Below are 16,748 nucleotides of genomic sequence, written 5' to 3'. Positions count from 1 at the left end.
CGAAAACTTCCGGCGCCAAGCTAATTCACGGCGCTTTTTTCACCTGGAATGAAGCAGATTGTCACGTTCGGCGAAATCATGATGCGGCTCTCGCCGCCCCTGAACTACCGCTTGGAGCAAGCCTCGGAACTGGAAGTCACCTACGGCGGCGGCGACGCCAACGTGGCCGCTTCCCTGGCTTGCCTGGGCCTGCCCGCCGCGCACGTCACCTGCTTCCCCGACAACCAGTTGGGCCGTGCCGCCACGCAGCAGTTCCGCCGCCTGGGCGTAAACATGCAGCACACCGTGTACCGCCCCGACGGCCGCCTGGGCCTCTACTTCCTGGAAGTGGGTGCCTCGCTGCGCGCCAGCTCCATTGTGTACGACCGGTACGATTCGGCCTTTGCCAAGCTCGATCCGGCCGCGTTCAACTGGGAAGAAATCTTGAAGGACGCCCAGTGGCTGCACTGGACCGGCATTACCGCCGCCATTTCGGCTTCGGCGGCCGAGGCCACCCGCCAGGCCATTGCCGTAGCGCGCCGCATGGGCATCACCGTTTCGGCCGACGTAAACTACCGCCGCAACCTGTGGCAGTACGGCCAAAAGGCGCAGGACGTAATGCCCGGCTTGGTGGAAGGCTGCGACGTGGTGGTTTGCTCGCCCGGCGACGCCGAGGACTTGTTCGGCATTACAGCCGATGAAAATGCAGACAATGGCTTTGCCTCGATGGCGGAAAAGCTGATGCGGCGCTTTCCACAAATCAAGCAGGTTATTGCCACCAAGCGCAAAACCCAAAGCGCCTCACACGAGCGCATCAAAGGCATGCTGTGCACCACCGAGGGCTACCGCGAAACGGCCTACTTCGACATCACGCCCGTGGTCGACCGCATTGGCGGTGGCGACGCCTTTATTGCCGGCTTCGTGTACGGCCAGATCAACGGCCGCAACGCCGACGATGCGCTGCTTTTTGCCACGGCCGCTTCGGCCCTCAAGCACACCATTCACGGCGACGTGAACCTCGTTACCGCGGCCGAAGTGGAGCACATAGTGGCCGGCAACACCACCGGCCGCCTGCTCCGCTAGTTTTTACCCTCAGTTTCCTCCGCCATGCTCGCTACTTCCTCTTACACGCCCCCGGTTTCCTCCGCCGACGTGCTGGCCCGCGTCCTCGACTCGCCGGTAATTCCGGTGTTTTTCCACGCCGACATCGACCACGCCCAACGCATGCTAAGTGCTTGCTACGCGGGCGGTATTCGGGTGTTTGAATTCACGAACCGCGGGGCCAATGCCTTTGAGGTGTTCAGCAAGCTGCGCCAGTACGTGCGCGACAACTGCCCCGATATGCTGCTGGGCATTGGCACCATTTACAACGCCAAAGACGCGGAAGCCTTCATTCTGGCCGGCGCCGATTTTGTGGTGCAGCCCATTACCACCGCCGACGTGGCCGCCATTTGCCGCCACCACGACGTGGCTTGGGTGCCCGGCGTGATGACGCTCAACGAGATTTTCCACGCCACCCGCCTCGGCGCGGCCATCGTGAAAATTTTCCCTGGCAACGTGGTCGGACCCGATTACGTGAAGGCCGTGCGCGGCCCCATGCCGAACGTGAAAATTATGGTAACAGGCGGGGTAGAGCCTACCGTGGAGAGCCTGCGCGAGTGGTTTGGGGCCGGCGTGAACTGCGTGGGCATGGGTTCCCAGCTCTTCAAGAACGCCGACGATACTGACGCGTTATCGGCCCGCATTGCCGAGCTGCTGGCCTTTGTAGAAACCGTTAAGCCCTAACCGCCATGCCAACGACTACTCCCACTTCGGTGGAGCGCAACACAGGGCCGGCGCTGCTCAGCAACGAATCCATTGGCAAGTACCGGTGGACCATTTGCTCCCTGGTGTTCTTCGCCACCACGGTCAATTACCTCGACCGCGCCGTTATTTCGCTGCTCAAGCCCTACCTCGAAACCGAGTTTAAGTGGAACGCCGGCGACTACGCCGACATCGAAATAGCGTTCAAGCTGGCTTACTCGCTGGGTATGCTGGGCGTGGGCCGGATCATCGATAAGCTCGGCACCAAAATCGGCTATGCGCTGTCCACGTTCTTGTGGAGCTTGGCCGCCATTGGTCACGCGTTTGTGAGCAGCACCTTCGGCTTTAGCGTGGCTCGTGCCTTTTTGGGCGTAACCGAAGCCGGCAACTTCCCGGCCGCCATCAAAACCACCGCCGAGTGGTTTCCGCAGCGCGAGCGGGCCTTGGCCACCGGCATCTTCAACTCCGGCTCGAACGTGGGCGCTATTATTGCGCCGCTCACCGTGCCGCTCATTGCCGAAACCATCGGGTGGAAGTGGGCCTTCATCATCACCGGTGCCCTGGGTTTCGTGTGGCTGGTGCTGTGGTTCATTTACTACGAAGTGCCCGCCAAGCAGGCCCGCCTAACCAAAGCTGAATTCGACTACATCCACAGCGACGTGGACGATTTGGCGGCCGCTTCCATCACCACGCAGCCCAAGGTGTCGTGGTTTAAGCTGTTGACGTTCCGTCAAACCTGGGCCTTCGTGCTGGGCAAGTTCCTGACCGACCCCATCTGGTGGTTCTACCTGTTCTGGTTGCCCGACTTCCTGAACAAGCAGTACGGGCTGAAAGGCACCGACGTGGCCCTGCCCGTGGCAGCCGTGTACATGCTCTCGACCGTGGGTAGCGTGGGCGGCGGCTGGATTCCGCTCAACTTCATCCGCAACGGCATGGCGGCCTTCAAGGCCCGTAAACTTTCTATGCTGCTGATTGCGCTGTGCGTGTTTCCCATCGTGTTTGCGCAGTACCTGGGGCAAGTGAATATGTGGCTGGCGGTGCTGGTAATCGGTATTGCGGCGGCGGCGCACCAAGCCTGGAGCGCGAACATCTTCACCACTGTATCAGACATGTTCCCGAAGCGGGCCGTGGCTTCGGTTACGGGCATCGGCGGCATGGCCGGCGGTATGGGCGGCATTCTGCTTTCGGCCCTGGTGCAGAAGCGCATGTTCGTGTACTACGAAAGCATTGGGCAGCTGGAAACGGCCTACTTCATCATGTTCCTGATTTGCGGCGGCGCGTACTTGCTGGCTTGGGTGCTCATGCACTTCCTGGCCCCACGCATGAAGCAAATTGCCCTGGATTAGGGTTTTAAGTTGTCAGTTGTCAGTTGTCAGGGTTGCTCTGTCGGCTGCTTATCCAGAACGAGCTGACAACTGGCAACCCACAACTGACAACCAACAAAAATGAAACGACTGGTCACCCTCACCGCGCTGCTGCTGCTGGCGCTGGCTGCTTCCGTGCAGCTAAAAGCGCAGCTCAAAACGAATAAGAAAAACGCTGAGGCTCAGAAGGAAGTGGAAGCCCTGGAGCGGCAACGCTTCGAGGCCCAAGTGAAGAAGGACTATGCTTTCCTGGAGCGCGTTTTTGCCGACGACTTGGTCTACACGCACTCCAACGGCAAGCAGAACGGCAAGCCGGATTACATTCAGTCGATCAAAGACGGCAAGAGCGTGTACGATAAGATTGACGTGGAAGCCCTGAATGTGCGTGCCTACAACAACGGCCAAGCAGCCGTAGTGAACGGCACCATCACCATCACGCAGCCCAACAAGCCCGACGGCACCCCCAACATTGCGCACATCAAGTACGTGGTGGTGCAGGTAAAGGACAAGCAGAAAGGTTGGCAGGTGGTGCTGTGGCAAAGCCAAAAGCAACCCGACGCGAAAAGCTAAATTTTACGCCAGCATTGGAAAGGGTAGGGGGCTGACCAGCCTTTGAACGACAACTGGAACCGGCAGGAAACGCCGGTTTATCAGCTACCCTTACCTTTCCTTCGCGGAGCCTCCGAAATGGCTCCGCTACAAGCCACTCCCACTACTCTCCGTACTCATGATGACCGCGCCCGACGAAGACCTGATTGCCACCCCCGTCGGTACGACGCTGGAGCGCTACATCATGCGCAAACAGGCCGAATTTCCGTTTGCCACCGGTGAACTGTCCCAGCTGCTACGCGACATTGCCTTGGCCGGCAAAATCATCAACCGCGAAGTAAACCGCGCCGGCCTTTCGGATGTAACCGGGGCGTACGGCCGCGAAAACGTGCAGGGCGAGCAGCAGCAACGCCTCGACATGGCCGCGCACATTCGCTTCGTGCGGGCCCTGCGCAACGGCGGCCAGGCCTGCGCGGTGCTGTCGGAAGAAGAGGAGGCCATCATTTACACCGGCAACGACCAAGCGAAATACGTGGTGGCCATGGACCCCTTGGATGGTTCCTCGAACATCGATGTGAACGTGCCCATCGGTACGCTGTTTTCCATTTACAGCCGGGTAACGCCCGTGGGCTCCAAGGCCAACGAAACCGATTTCCTGCAGGGCGGCCGCAAACAGGTAGCCGCTGGCTATGTGCTTTACGGTTCCAGCACCATGCTCGTGTACACCACCGGGCACGGCGTGGCGGGCTTCACCTACGAGCCGTCGTTGGGCGAGTTTTTCCTCTCGCACCCCGATCTTCGCATTCCGGCCACCGGCACCACCTTCTCCTGCAATGAAGGCTACTGGTTTGAATACCCGGCCTACGTGCGCACCTACCTCGAGAACTGCAAGCGCAGCCGCATGAACGGCCGCTACATCGGTTCGTTGGTGGCCGACTACCACCGCAACCTGCTCACGGGCGGTATTTACCTGTACCCGCCCACCGGCAAAAACCTCGATGGCAAGCTGCGGTTGCTTTACGAGTGCTACCCGCTGGCTTTCCTGATCGAGCAGGCCGGCGGCGCGGCATCTACCGGCACCGAAGCCGTGCTGGACGTAACGCCCGAGCATTACCACCAGCGCTGCCCGCTAATCATTGGGTCCGCCGAGTTGGTGAACGAGTACTTGGTTTGCGCTGCCGCTGAGGTGTCGGCCTAAGTTCTCCTTCTCAAGCCGGTCGCGGTAAAAGCCTAGCTTGCCGCAGCGGTGTCGGTCCACTTTGTTCTACTTGCGGGGGCTTGCTATTTCGCCCCCTTACTTTGAACCCATGCCTAAAATCGTTTCGCCCCAAGTCGAGTTCAGCGGCCTCATGGCCCAAGTGCAGCAGATTACGCCCGAAATTCTAACCTCGGACGGCAAATTCCTGAACCTCATGGAAGGCCGCTGGCAGGAGCCCGGCACCCCGCGCGACTTCACGTCGCCCGTCGACGGTTCGTCGCTCGGCGCCTTGCCCATGCTCGACCGCGAAACCGCTCTGCGGGCCGTGCGCGCCGCCAAACAAGAAGCCGGGGAATGGGCCAAAGTCGACCTTGACGAACGCCGCCGCCGCGTGCAGGACTGCCTCAACCAGCTGCGCCAGCACGTGGAGCTAACGGGCAAGCTGCTCATCTGGGAAATCGGCAAAACCTATAAGCTCGGTTTCACCGACATCGACCGCGCCATCGACGGCGTGCAGTGGTACGTCGACAACATCGAGCCCATGCTGGGCACGCGCAAGCCGCTGGGTTTGGTGAGCAACATTGCCTCCTGGAACTACCCCATGTCGGTGCTGCTGCACGCAGTGCTTACGCAGGCTTTGTGCGGTAACGCGGTTATTGCCAAAACCCCTACCGACGGTGGCTTTATCTCGCTGAGCTTCACCTTTGCCATTGCCCGCCGCTGCGGCCTGCCGGTAACGCTTGTGAGTGGGGCTGGCGGCGAACTGAGCGACGTGCTGGTAAAGAACGAAGCCATCGACTGCCTGAGCTTCGTGGGTGGCCGCTACAACGGCCGCAACATCGCCGACGCCCTGGCCGCGCACGACAAGCGCTATATGCTGGAAATGGAAGGCGTAAACACGTACGGCATCTGGAACTACAGCGACTGGACCAGCCTCGCCGACCAGCTTAAGAAGGGCTACGACTACGGCAAGCAGCGCTGCACGGCTTACGTGCGCTTTGTGGTGCAGCGCAGCCTATTTCCGCAGTTCCTCGAGACCTACTGGGAGGCAGCCCGCAGCCTGAAGGTAGGCAACCCCACGCTGGTTGACAACGCCGACGACAAGCTGCCCGAACTGGCTTTCGGTCCCGTTATCAACAAAGCCCAGGCCGAAGACCTCGACCGCCTCTACGCCGACGCGCTGAAAACCGGTGCTACGCCCATTTTCGAAGGCAAGCTGGACAGCAGCCTGTTCCTGCCCAACCAGGACATGAGCGCCTACCGCGCCCCGCGTGCTTTGGTAAACCTGCCGCGCCAGAGCGAGCTGTACTTCAAGGAGCCCTTCGGCCCCATCGATTCCATCGTGCTTGTTGACCGCGTAGAGGAACTGGTAGGGGAAATGAACATTTCGAACGGTGCCTTGGTAGCGGCCGTAGCCTCCGACGACCAGAAGTGGGCTGAGCGCACCGCCCGGGAAGTCCGTGCTTTTAAAGTGGGCATCAACAAGCTCCGCTCGCGCGGCGACCGAGAAGAAGTGTTCGGCGGTTTGGGCGAGTCGTGGAAAGGCGCTTTCGTGGGCGGTAAGCTGCTGGTAGAAGCCGTGACCCAGGGCGAACCAACGCAGCCCGTGCTCGGAAACTACCAGGACGCCACACTGCTGCCGGAGAAGATTTAATATTCTAACCGTAATAAAAGACAGCGGTGCTGCGACTCTCGGGTTGCAGCACCGCTGTGCTTTCATAATAAGATTATCATTTCAATGCGGTGGAAGTTCAGCTAACGAAAAGGCTGTGGGAACGGCTCACCCAGCAGCCCAAGAAAATTCAGCCACAGAAGTTAGCTTTTGACAGCGGCAATGGAGGCGTTGGGCCAAAAAAGCGGTATTGGCGAGGAGAGGCATTTACGTTTGTAATGTCATACACTGCCAACCAGACCATGAAAGTTACCCGCTTCCACCTAGCTGCCTTCCTGCTTGTTCTGCTGATTACCATGCTGCAACTTTCGGGGCCGGCCCGCGCCCAGTCTTTGCCGGATCCGGGCTCTGCGGCCGGTCGGGCTACCAGCTTGGCCCGGTACTACAATCACAGCTTACGCCTCCAGCCTCATCAGTACAAACCCGTATTTCGGGCCACGTTGCAGCAGGTTCAGGCGATGGACTCGTTACAACTCCACGGCGTGGTAAGCGCCGCCAGCCTTCACCAGATTGAGGAGGATTTTGTTGCTCACGTACAGCCCTGCCTAACGGCTTCCCAATTGAGTGCTTTGCTGACCATGCGCACCCAGCAGCCCCAAGAGCGGATTGCTCCGGCGGTGGTTTCGAGCATCCGCTAGAACGGGCCCTTTCCAGTAGCACCGCTACAATGGAAACCTGCCTTGCCCATTGCCGATTGTGGCTACTCCACTTCCAAAGCCCCGTGCCACCGGCCGGGGCTTTTTTTATGGGTGGCCGGCTTGAAAGCATAGAAAAAACCGGTGAGAAGCCGGTTTCAGCTTCTGGACCTCACGCAATCATAATTGGGGTATTGTTCCGCGAGCTAAATAGCCTCCGAAACGGCCACGCCATAAAACAACAAAACCCCTCATACGTCACGTGTGAGGGGTTTTTAGTGGCCGCGCCAGGAATCGAACCTGGATCAAGAGCTTCGGAGACTCCTATACTATCCGTTGTACTACGCGGCCGGTAGTGGGCGGCAAAAGTAGAGAGAAAAAATGGGCCTCACAATATAAAAAAGCGGCTTTCTGCCAGCAGTGCTCGATGATGAGGTTTCTAGTTGGAATCGGCTGGCAGTACAGTTTACCCCACGTGCACAAACCTGCGGAAATACGGGAGCTAACCAGCTTAGCTTCAGATGATGTTGCCCAAAGGCAATAACCTAATCCGATCAAAGCGAGTTAACTCTTGCAAACATTCCAGTTTCTACCACAACCCAAACGCCTTTTACCATGAAGACCCTATACACGGCCGAAGCTACGGCCACCGGCGGCCGCAGCGGCCATATTCGTTCCTCCGATGGCATTATCGACATGGATATGTCGGTGCCGCAAGGCCTAGGCGGCAAGAACGGCGCCACCAACCCCGAGCAGCTGTTCGCTGCTGGCTATGCCTCGTGTTTCCAGCAAGCCTTGCTGGTGGTAGCCCAACGCAGCAACCAAAAGCTGGACCCACAATCGACGGTAAAATGCGCGGTGTCGCTCACCCAGGAAGGGGAAGCGTACGGGCTGGACGTAACGCTCGACGTGAACCTGCCCGGTACCACCGATGCCGACCGCATGGTGCACGAAGCCCACCGCATTTGCCCGTATTCGGTAGGTACCCGCGGCAACATTGACGTGGCGCTGCTCGTGAACGGCCAACCCGCCAAAGTAGCCGAAACCGATAAGGCTTAAGAAAGCCCCAAACGACAGCGCGCCGCCGGAGCATTGCTCCGGCGGCGCGCTGTCGTTTGGGGCGCTTACCAACGGCTCAGTCATCCGTACGCTGGGGTTCCTGGGCCTGGTAGGTTTCGTTGGGGTTGGCGTAAAAGGTGGTAGGCGAGTGGGTGTAGCGCAGATTATGGAGGCGAGTGGTGCGCTGGAATACCACGGGCTTCTTGGCGCCTTCGGGCACCAGCATAAGACCGGCCGTAGACATTTTCGCGCCGAAGCGGTTATCGAGCGGCGTATCGAGATAGTACAGGTAGTCTTTCAGCCACTTGAAGTAAAACTTCCACTTGGCATTGGTGGTGGTCAGGCCGCGCAGATCCTCGTTGCCCGTGGCCAGAGCCTGCTGCAGTTCCACAGCGTTTAATGGCGTGCCGCCCAGCGTGGGTATCACGTCCCATTGGGCATCTACCAACACCCATTTTTGCTGCTCGCTGAGCCAAGCTTCGGTGGCCGCGTGGCCGGCCGCCGAACCGCGGGTTTCCGAGTCGGCGGTTTTTAGGTACAGCGGACGGGCCGGTATGCCCACGGCCTGTAAAGCCGCGGCCAGCACAATACCAAAGCCCACGCATTGCACTTCCTGCTCGGCCTGGGCATCCTGCAGAATGCCCATGGGGTCGGTTTTCTTGGTGGGAATGTGCCCGTTGTGGTTAAGGCGGCCGTGCACCCAGGCGCAAATAGCTTGGGCCTTGGCTAAATCTGTGGTTTTACCAGCTACCACACGGTCAAGGCCGTAACGGTCGCGCATGGTTTCCAGGTATGCATCTGTAGGGCTGCCGTACTGAAATGTGTGAGCCGATGCATCGGTAGTGGCCGTGTAGGGAAGTGGCTTGCTTACAGAAGGCCCCGATTGGGCTTGCACGGCGCCGCCAAGCGAGCAGCTTAGCGCGACAAAAATTCCAGTAAAGAGTTTACGCATCGTGGGTGGAGTTACGCGGGTGCGCATGGACAAACGTGGTAATTCCCTTATAGGTTAGGGCAAAAACCATATATAGTGGAACTATTACTACTTCGGCCCAACCAGGCCAACCCGCTATGGCCGTAGCCAAACGTTGACTACAAGAGGCTGCAAATGTAATTCGTCAAATATATATTGTAAATAAAAATATATGCTATTGAAAATACATAGATTATTTTGCATGGAGCCAAGGCTGAAACAAACAGCTAACGTGAGTCAGTTGTCTGACTGGAACGTGTAGGCTGGAAGTAGTCAATCAGGTTGGTGGACCTTATCACCCAAATTAGGGGAGGTCGTGGTTTGGTACGCACGCGTTACCTGCGTTAACGGTGCCGGGGACAGCGTCACCGCTTACGGAACCTTGCCAAAAGCGCGTCTACAATGCTGGCAGCGGAACAGTAAAGCGCACAAGAATCGACGGCTGGCAAGCACAACAAAAAGCCCCGCCGGTATGATACCGGCGGGGCTTTCAGGGAGTGGTAAGGCTTGAAATTAGGCGTTAGCGCCCGTCATAGCCAGTACTTCTTTCACTTTTTGAGCGGCATCTTTCAGCAACACGGCCGAGTATACCTTCAGGCCCGACTCGTCGATGATGCGGGCGCCCTCCTCAGCATTCGTGCCTTGCAGGCGAACGATGATGGGCACGCGGATGTCGCCGATATTTTTGTAGGCTTCAACCACGCCGTTGGCAACCCGGTCGCAACGCACGATACCACCGAAGATGTTGATTAGGATGGCCTGCACGTTCGGATCCTTCAGAATGATGCGGAAACCAGCTTCCACGGTCTGGGCGTTGGCTCCACCTCCTACGTCAAGGAAGTTGGCCGGCTCGCCGCCGCTCAGCTTGATGATGTCCATGGTAGCCATGGCCAGACCAGCACCGTTTACCATGCAGCCCACGTTGCCGTCGAGCTTCACGTAGTTCAGGTTCGAGGCCGACGCTTCTACTTCCAGCGGGTCTTCTTCGTTGGTGTCGCGCAGCTCTACGAAGTCCTTGTGGCGGTACAGGGCGTTTTCGTCAAGGGTTACTTTGGCGTCAACGGCCAGGATCTTGTTGTCCGAGGTCTTCAACACGGGGTTGATTTCGAACATGGCCGAATCGGTGTCGTCGTAGGCCTTATACAGGGCCGTTACGAACTTCACCATCTCTTTCTGGGCGTCGCCGCTCAGGCCGAGGTTGTAGGCAATTTTAGCGGCCTGGAAGGGGCGCAGGCCCACACGCGGGTCTACATGCTCGCGGTGGATTTTCTCGGGGTGCGCTTCGGCAACCTCCTCAATGTCCATACCACCCTCGGTGGTGTAAATGATAACGTTCTTGCCGGTAGCGCGGTCCAGCAATACGCTCATGTAGTATTCCTTCGGCTCGGAGTCGCCGGGGTAGTACACGTCCTGCGCTACCAGTACCTTGTGCACTTTGCGGCCTTCGGCGCCGGTTTGCTTGGTTACCAGCTGCATGCCAATGATTTGGCCGGCAATGTCTTTCACCTGCTCCAGGTTTTTGGCGAGTTTCACCCCACCCCCTTTGCCGCGGCCCCCAGCGTGAATCTGGGCTTTAATCACGTGCCAGCTGGTGCCGGTTTGTTCGGTGAGCTTCTTGGCGGCTTCTACAGCCTCGTCGGCCGTTTCGGCCACGATGCCTTCCTGCACACGCACGCCGTAGCGCTTCAGAATGTCTTTGCCCTGATATTCGTGAATGTTCATACTGGGGACTGGAGGTGGGTTTCGGGTTCCGGTAATCTGCCCGCGAAAGTAGGCAAAATGCAGCCAGCGCGGAAACCGGAAGCGGAACTCATTGGCTGGCAGTGCAAACGAATGCACAGCGGCGCGCCATTTTACCGTGCAGCTTGTTAATTATAGCTATGCAAACGTCGAAAAGGCTCAAGGACCGGAACACTCCGGTAAGTCCTTACCGACCGTACCAACGGGCCATTACCTGTTCGGCCGGCTGGTGCTGGGGCGTGAAATCGGCACGGCGGCGCGGCGGGCTATCAGGGCGCAAGCCGGGGAACCACTTCCAGATGAACACGCCCGCAAACCAGGGTTGCTGCCAGCTTGCCCGGAACATGGCCTCGTAGCAAGCGGCTTGTGCTGCAGTGTCGATAGGGGCGGGCTGACGCGCGTTTGGCCACTCCCACGGAGCCGCAGCGGCGGCAGGAATGGCGCGGTAACCGGCTTCGGTGAAAATCACTGGCCGATTAAAACGCCGCTGTACCCCGGCAATTTCCTGCACATACGGTTGCCAAGCGCGGCGCAGCGTGGCCGTATCGGGGTTGGCGGCCTTGCTCAGCGGGAAGTAGGCCTGGATGCCGATGTAGTCGAGCGCGTCCCAGAACTGAATCAGCTCGTACTCGTCGTGCCAGTTAGCGGCGTAGGTAAGCTTGCCGCGGTACACCTGCCGCACTTGCTTAATTAGCTGCCGCCACTGCTGCTCGTGCCCCACAGAGGTATGCCGGAGTTCGGTGCCGATGCACAGGGCTTCCATGCGGTTTTGCTCGGCCAGCTTGGCGTAATGCAGAATAAAAGCCGTGTAGCTGGCAAACCATTGCTGCCATTCGGCGGGTGTGCGCATCTGAATTTGCCCCGGCCATTGCCCGCGGGTGCGCAGCCAGATATGCGGTTTGAGCATGGTACTGATGCCGTGCTGTCGTGCCAGCCGGGCCGTGTGTACCAAGCCGCTGTCAGCTTCGCCCCAATACGCCCGTCGGCGGCCAGTGCTCAGGATTACCTCGGGCGAGGCCGAATCGGTTTGCCAGCCGAAGGGAGTTTGGGTTATCCAGGTAACGTTACAGCGCTTCAACTCCAGAATCTGCGCTTCGGTAGTGGAGTCGGAGGCTACCCAGCTCACGCCGCGCAGGCGTTCGGCCGGACTAACGCTGGCGGCGGGCGTAACGGCTTCGGCAGGCGGGTTGCAGCGGTTGGCCAGCAGGCTTAGCAAGGTGAGCAGTAAGCCGCTTTGGCGTAGCATCCGTATAAGCCCCGACTTTCGCATACAGCCAAGATACGGGGCAATTGGCATCCCGGCTTTCTGCGTAGCTTTGCTTGCTCTTTCTTTCGCCTTTTAACGCTTATTCAGTTTGTTGCAGGCCGTTAACATCCGCAAACGCTACGGTTCGCTGGAAGTGCTCAAGGGCATCGACCTGACCATCGAGAAATCCGAAATCGTGTCCATCGTTGGCTCCTCGGGCGCCGGCAAAAGCACGTTGCTGCATATTTTAGGCACCCTCGACGACCCTGATGCCGGCGAAGTACTGTACGAGGGCGAGAGTATTTCCTCGTTGAAACGGGCTGACATGGCACGTTTCCGCAACCGGCACATCGGCTTTGTGTTCCAGTTTCACAACCTGCTGCCCGAATTCACGGCCCTCGAAAACGTGTGCCTGCCGGCTTACCTGGCCGGCCGCTCGGAGACCGAAACCCGCGTACGGGCACGCGAATTGCTCGGCATGCTGAACCTCGACCGCCGCGCCGACCACAAGCCCTCGGAAATGTCGGGCGGTGAGCAGCAGCGTACGGCCGTGGCCCGCGCCCTCATCAACTCACCCGAAATCATTTTCGCCGACGAGCCCTCGGGCAACCTCGACTCGCAAAACGCGCAGGACCTGCACCAGATTTTCTTTCTGCTGCGCAAGGAATTGGGTCAGACCTTCGTCATCGTAACCCACAACGACCAACTGGCCGAAATGGCCGACCGCAAGGTGGTGATGAAAGACGGTTACATCGTAGAAAACGGCCGCTAAAGCACCTTTTCCAACCACGCAAAAAAAGCCGCCGCGTCTGGCCAGACGCGGCGGCTTTTTTTGCGTACAAAGCTTCATTTGAAAGCTGATTTGCTCCTTTTAACGCAAAGAATTAGCCTAGCAAGGGCTGCTAAAAGTGTTTGGCTAACCAGGTTAGTTATTTTAAATTTGAATATTGATTGTAAAGCATTGACAATCAGTAGGAAAATTTACTAAAAAATGGGCTCATTTTTGCACCTTTGCCCGGGTCGATGCGTTATCTTCACGTAACACAGAACGTACTACAGGGACTAAAGAACAAAGCCATGACTGAGGCACAAAAAGACAACACCAAAGCACCGATTCGCAAGCTGAAGCCCGAGAGCTATGACATCTCGCGTTCGGACGAGACGCTGTCCTTGGCTAAGGATCTGGCGAACTTCATCAAGGAAAACAAGCTCACCACGGCCGTGCAAGGCAAGGAGTTTGTGAACGTGGAAGGCTGGCAGTATGCCGGCTCGCGCTTGGGCATTGTGCCCATCGTCGACCACGTCATTAACATGAGCACCGATACCGAAATTAAGTACCAGGCCAAGGTGACGCTGTTTGACATGCGCAGCCAGCACACCGTGGGCGCCGGTTTTGCTATCTGCTCAAACAAGGAGCAGGGCAAGAAATTCTACCAGGAATTTGCCATTGCTTCTATGGCCCAGACCCGCGCCATTGGCAAAGCGTACCGTAACATTCTGGCTTGGATTATCCGCGCTGCTGGTTACGAGCCCACGCCGGCCGAAGAAATGGAGTACGGCGGCAACACGCCTGAAACCAAGGCTTCGGTTGTGGTAGAAACGGCGCCTATGAAAGCCATTCCGGCTGAGCAACCTGCCCCGGCAGTTGCCGAGCCGCTGGCTCCGGCCGCAGCTTACGCCACGGCGCCGCAGAAGGAAGAAATCATTCGTCTGCTGAACCATCCGGTCATTACCCGTCAGGAGAAGACCAAGATGCTGCTTAACATTAATAAACTTGACCAGGAGCGGGCCAATTCGGCCATTGCCAACCTGAAGAAAACCATTGAAGGCCGCGAAGGCGACCAGGCTGCTGCCTAAACGTCTTGGTCTTCGTTTTCAAAAGCCCGGTTCCGTTTTGGAACCGGGCTTTTTTGCGTTTGGGTGGCCGCGAACGAGCTTGTCAAAGCAAGCAAAGCGCGGCAATGACAAGCTCGTTCGGTAACTTCGTTAGCCCATTCTTAACCCGATTTATCCATCGTGCCTGCACCTACCGACGACATACTCTCCGTTCTGCGCCAGCATTGGGGCCACGGTGCGTTTAGACCGGGACAGGAGGACATCATTCGGGCCGTGCTGGCGGGGCACGATGCACTGGCACTGCTGCCCACAGGGGGCGGCAAATCCGTCTGCTTTCAGGTCCCGGCCCTCAGCCGCGACGGACTGTGCCTCGTCGTTTCGCCGCTGATTGCCTTGATGAAGGACCAGGTGGAAAACCTACGCAAGCGCGGCATCAAAGCCGAAGCCGTGTACGCCGGCATGAGCCACCGCGACATCGACCAGACGCTGGACAACTGCGTGTACGGTCCTGTGAAGTTCCTGTACGTGTCGCCGGAACGCCTGCTGACGGAAATGTTTCGGGCCCGCGTAGGCCGGATGCGCGTGCAGCTCATTGCCGTCGACGAAGCACATTGCCTTTCCCAATGGGGCTACGATTTCCGACCGCCATATTTGCAGCTTGGTGCTTTGCGCGAACTGCTGCCGGGTGTGCCCGTTTTGGCCCTTACAGCCACCGCCACCGAGGAAGTACGCCGCGACATCCGCGAAAAGCTGCGCTTTGGCGAAACCGGGCAGACGTTTCAAAAGAGCTTCCTCCGGCCTAACCTCTCGTATTCGGTGCAGAACACCGAGGACAAGCTGCGCCGCTTGGTGGAAGTACTGCGCGGGGTAGGGCCCGATAAAACCGCCGTGGTGTACGCGCGCACCCGCAAGCACACCGAAGACGCCGCCAACTGGCTGCAGCAGCACGGCCTGAACGCGGCGGCCTACCACGCCGGTTTGCCGCCCGAGCAGCGCACCCGCGTGCAGCAAGAATGGACCCAGAACAAAACCCGTATTGTAGTAGCTACCAATGCCTTTGGAATGGGAATCGACAAGCCTGATGTGCGCTGTGTGGTGCACCTCGATGCCCCCGATTCCCTGGAGGCCTACTACCAGGAAGCCGGCCGCGCCGGTCGGGATGAGCAATATGCCTTTGCCGTGCTGCTGTGGGCCCCGAACGATGCCGACGAAATGCGTCGCCGCACTCTACAGGCCCACCCGCCGCTGGATGTGGTGAAGCGTGTGTACCAAGCCTTGGCCAACTACTCCGGCACGGCCACCGGCGGCGGCGAAATGGTGGCTTTCGATTTCGATTTGCAGCAGTTTGCGCAAACCTACCGCCTAAAACCGCTGGATGTGCACAACGCCATGCGTACCCTGGAACGCGAAGGACTGGTGCAGCTGAACGAAGCCGTATTCAACCCCGCCAAGGTTTTCATCCCCATCGACGCCCGCGACTTGTACCGGTTTCAGGTAGATAACCCGCGGCACGACCAGCTTATCAAGGCCATTATGCGGCTATACGGCGGCGAAGTATTCAGCTCGTTCCAAAGCATTTCGGAAGGCGCTCTGTCGCAGCATTTGCGCTGGAGCACCACGGAGGTGCGGAAGACGCTAGAATTTCTGCACCGCTCGGGCATCGTGCAGTTTCAGCCGCGGCACGAGTCGCCGCAGGCCATGTTTACCACGCCTCGCAAGGACGCCGACCGCCTGCCCCTGAATGTGCCGGCGCTGGAAGCGGCCCGGGAGCGGGCGGTGCGCAAAACGGAGTCGGTTATTAGCTACGCCACGGGCAGCCGCTGCCGCCAACAGTTGCTACTGGAGTATTTCGGGGAACTGGATAGCCCACCTTGCCGCATCTGCGACCCGTGCTTGGCCGCAAAACGGCAGCAAAAGCTAGCCGAAGCCGGTACGGATTTACGAACTCAGGTGCTGGAGGTCCTACGCGCTACGCCGCGCACACCCCGAGAACTACTGGCAGGCTTTGCGCCTGGCCAAGCCGACACACTAACCGCGCTGGTGCGGGATTTAGTGGACACCGGCGCGCTGCGTTACCGCGAAAATGGGCAATTAGCAGTAGCCTGAGGGCAGTACAGAAGTTCACGGAAAGCTCACGCCTTTTAACTGTCATCCTGAGCCGAGTGAAGGACCCTCTGGCGTGTAAACGACTGACGTAACAACATGCCCCGCGGTGAAAAGGTCCTTTGCCCTTCTCAGGATGACAAACGAGAAATTCGAAATGTCGCCCAATAGAACGCCCGGCTTTTCGGGGCCGGGCGTTGTGCTGGAAGGGCTTAAGCTTTTTTACTGCGCGTTGTAAGCATTAATGCCGCCCAACAGATTGCGCACGTTCTGGAAACCGTGCTGCTGCATAAGCGCCTTGGCCGTGGCCGAACGGCCGCCGCCTTTGCAGTGCACTACCACTTCGGTGTGCTTGAGGTCTTCTAGTTCTTCCAGCTTGCCGGGCAGCTCGCCCAACGGAATGTTGCGGCTGCCGTCGATGCGGGCTTCTTCGTGCTCCCACGTTTCGCGCACGTCAATAATAATGGGGGCTTGTTGCTGCTGCTGACGTTCTTTCAGCTCGGAAGGGGTGATGTCGTTCATGGAAACGTAGCGAGGATGACAGTTCGGGTAAGCCGGTGCAAGCGCAGCGGCGGAGTGAAGAACGCAAATTGC

At 58.6% G+C, this 16,748-nt stretch carries 15 protein-coding genes and 1 tRNA gene; 11 read left to right on the top strand and 5 right to left on the bottom strand.

Annotated features, from left to right (window positions below; all coding sequences use genetic code 11):
• The first annotated feature begins 48 nt into the window (after nucleotides 1–48).
• From ABD903_RS10400 to ABD903_RS10370, 7 genes are all read left to right on the top strand, one after another.
• Entirely contained in the window at nucleotides 49–1,062 is a 1,014-nt protein-coding gene (locus ABD903_RS10400; RefSeq protein WP_345223937.1) for a PfkB family carbohydrate kinase, read from the top strand.
• A 24-nt stretch (nucleotides 1,063–1,086) separates the two neighbouring features.
• Nucleotides 1,087–1,764 carry a beta/alpha barrel domain-containing protein gene (locus tag ABD903_RS10395; protein ID WP_345223935.1) on the top strand — a complete coding sequence of 226 codons (678 nt, stop codon included), beginning with the start codon at nucleotides 1,087–1,089 and terminating at the stop codon, nucleotides 1,762–1,764.
• 5 nt (nucleotides 1,765–1,769) lie between these two features.
• A complete protein-coding gene (locus tag ABD903_RS10390; RefSeq protein ID WP_345223932.1) occupies nucleotides 1,770–3,128 on the top strand; it encodes an MFS transporter in 1,359 nt (452 codons plus the stop codon).
• 99 nt (nucleotides 3,129–3,227) lie between these two features.
• Complete coding sequence (locus ABD903_RS10385; protein WP_345223930.1) at nucleotides 3,228–3,716, top strand: nuclear transport factor 2 family protein; 489 nt, start codon at nucleotides 3,228–3,230, stop codon at nucleotides 3,714–3,716.
• 157 nt (nucleotides 3,717–3,873) lie between these two features.
• Nucleotides 3,874–4,893, top strand: a complete 1,020-nt coding sequence (gene fbp / locus ABD903_RS10380; protein ID WP_345223929.1) for a class 1 fructose-bisphosphatase — start codon at nucleotides 3,874–3,876, stop codon at nucleotides 4,891–4,893.
• A 109-nt stretch (nucleotides 4,894–5,002) separates the two neighbouring features.
• Entirely contained in the window at nucleotides 5,003–6,547 is a 1,545-nt protein-coding gene (locus ABD903_RS10375) for an aldehyde dehydrogenase family protein (RefSeq protein ID WP_345223927.1), read from the top strand.
• 260 nt (nucleotides 6,548–6,807) lie between these two features.
• Complete coding sequence (locus ABD903_RS10370) at nucleotides 6,808–7,203, top strand: hypothetical protein (RefSeq protein ID WP_345223926.1); 396 nt, start codon at nucleotides 6,808–6,810, stop codon at nucleotides 7,201–7,203.
• 276 nt (nucleotides 7,204–7,479) lie between these two features.
• On the opposite strand, the gene ABD903_RS10365 is transcribed toward ABD903_RS10370, so the two are convergent.
• Nucleotides 7,480–7,551, bottom strand: a tRNA-Arg gene (locus tag ABD903_RS10365).
• Between the two features lie 264 nt (nucleotides 7,552–7,815).
• Here ABD903_RS10365 and ABD903_RS10360 point away from each other — a divergent pair.
• Nucleotides 7,816–8,259, top strand: a complete 444-nt coding sequence (locus tag ABD903_RS10360) for an organic hydroperoxide resistance protein (protein ID WP_345223925.1) — start codon at nucleotides 7,816–7,818, stop codon at nucleotides 8,257–8,259.
• Between the two features lie 76 nt (nucleotides 8,260–8,335).
• On the opposite strand, the gene ABD903_RS10355 is transcribed toward ABD903_RS10360, so the two are convergent.
• The 3 genes from ABD903_RS10355 to ABD903_RS10345 form a co-directional block, all read right to left on the bottom strand.
• Complete coding sequence (locus ABD903_RS10355; protein ID WP_345223923.1) at nucleotides 8,336–9,211, bottom strand: transglutaminase-like domain-containing protein; 876 nt, start codon at nucleotides 9,209–9,211, stop codon at nucleotides 8,336–8,338.
• Nucleotides 9,212–9,742: 531 nt separating this feature from the next.
• Nucleotides 9,743–10,951, bottom strand: a complete 1,209-nt coding sequence (sucC, locus tag ABD903_RS10350) for an ADP-forming succinate--CoA ligase subunit beta (RefSeq protein ID WP_345223921.1) — start codon at nucleotides 10,949–10,951, stop codon at nucleotides 9,743–9,745.
• A gap of 205 nt (nucleotides 10,952–11,156) precedes the next feature.
• Nucleotides 11,157–12,215, bottom strand: coding sequence for a glycoside hydrolase family 113 (locus ABD903_RS10345; RefSeq protein WP_345223919.1), 1,059 nt, complete (start codon nucleotides 12,213–12,215; stop codon nucleotides 11,157–11,159).
• 109 nt (nucleotides 12,216–12,324) lie between these two features.
• On the opposite strand from ABD903_RS10345, the gene ABD903_RS10340 reads away from it, so the two are divergent.
• The 3 genes from ABD903_RS10340 to ABD903_RS10330 all read left to right on the top strand — a co-directional run bounded on the left by ABD903_RS10340 (nucleotide 12,325) and on the right by ABD903_RS10330 (nucleotide 16,157).
• On the top strand, nucleotides 12,325–12,987 hold the full coding sequence (locus ABD903_RS10340; RefSeq protein WP_345223917.1) for an ABC transporter ATP-binding protein: 663 nt from the start codon (nucleotides 12,325–12,327) through the stop codon (nucleotides 12,985–12,987).
• Between the two features lie 305 nt (nucleotides 12,988–13,292).
• Nucleotides 13,293–14,072 carry a hypothetical protein gene (locus ABD903_RS10335; RefSeq protein ID WP_345223915.1) on the top strand — a complete coding sequence of 260 codons (780 nt, stop codon included), beginning with the start codon at nucleotides 13,293–13,295 and terminating at the stop codon, nucleotides 14,070–14,072.
• A 159-nt stretch (nucleotides 14,073–14,231) separates the two neighbouring features.
• Nucleotides 14,232–16,157 carry a RecQ family ATP-dependent DNA helicase gene (locus ABD903_RS10330; RefSeq protein WP_345223914.1) on the top strand — a complete coding sequence of 642 codons (1,926 nt, stop codon included), beginning with the start codon at nucleotides 14,232–14,234 and terminating at the stop codon, nucleotides 16,155–16,157.
• Nucleotides 16,158–16,376: 219 nt separating this feature from the next.
• Here the strand turns inward: ABD903_RS10330 and ABD903_RS10325 are convergent, their stop codons facing one another.
• Entirely contained in the window at nucleotides 16,377–16,676 is a 300-nt protein-coding gene (locus ABD903_RS10325; RefSeq protein WP_345223912.1) for a rhodanese-like domain-containing protein, read from the bottom strand.
• Nucleotides 16,677–16,748: the final 72 nt, after the last annotated feature.

Origin of the sequence: Hymenobacter koreensis, assembly GCF_039541855.1 — a bacterium.
In the GTDB taxonomy this organism is placed as follows: Bacteria; Bacteroidota; Bacteroidia; order Cytophagales; family Hymenobacteraceae; genus Solirubrum; species Solirubrum koreensis.
This window is presented reverse-complemented; position numbering and strand designations above follow the sequence as displayed.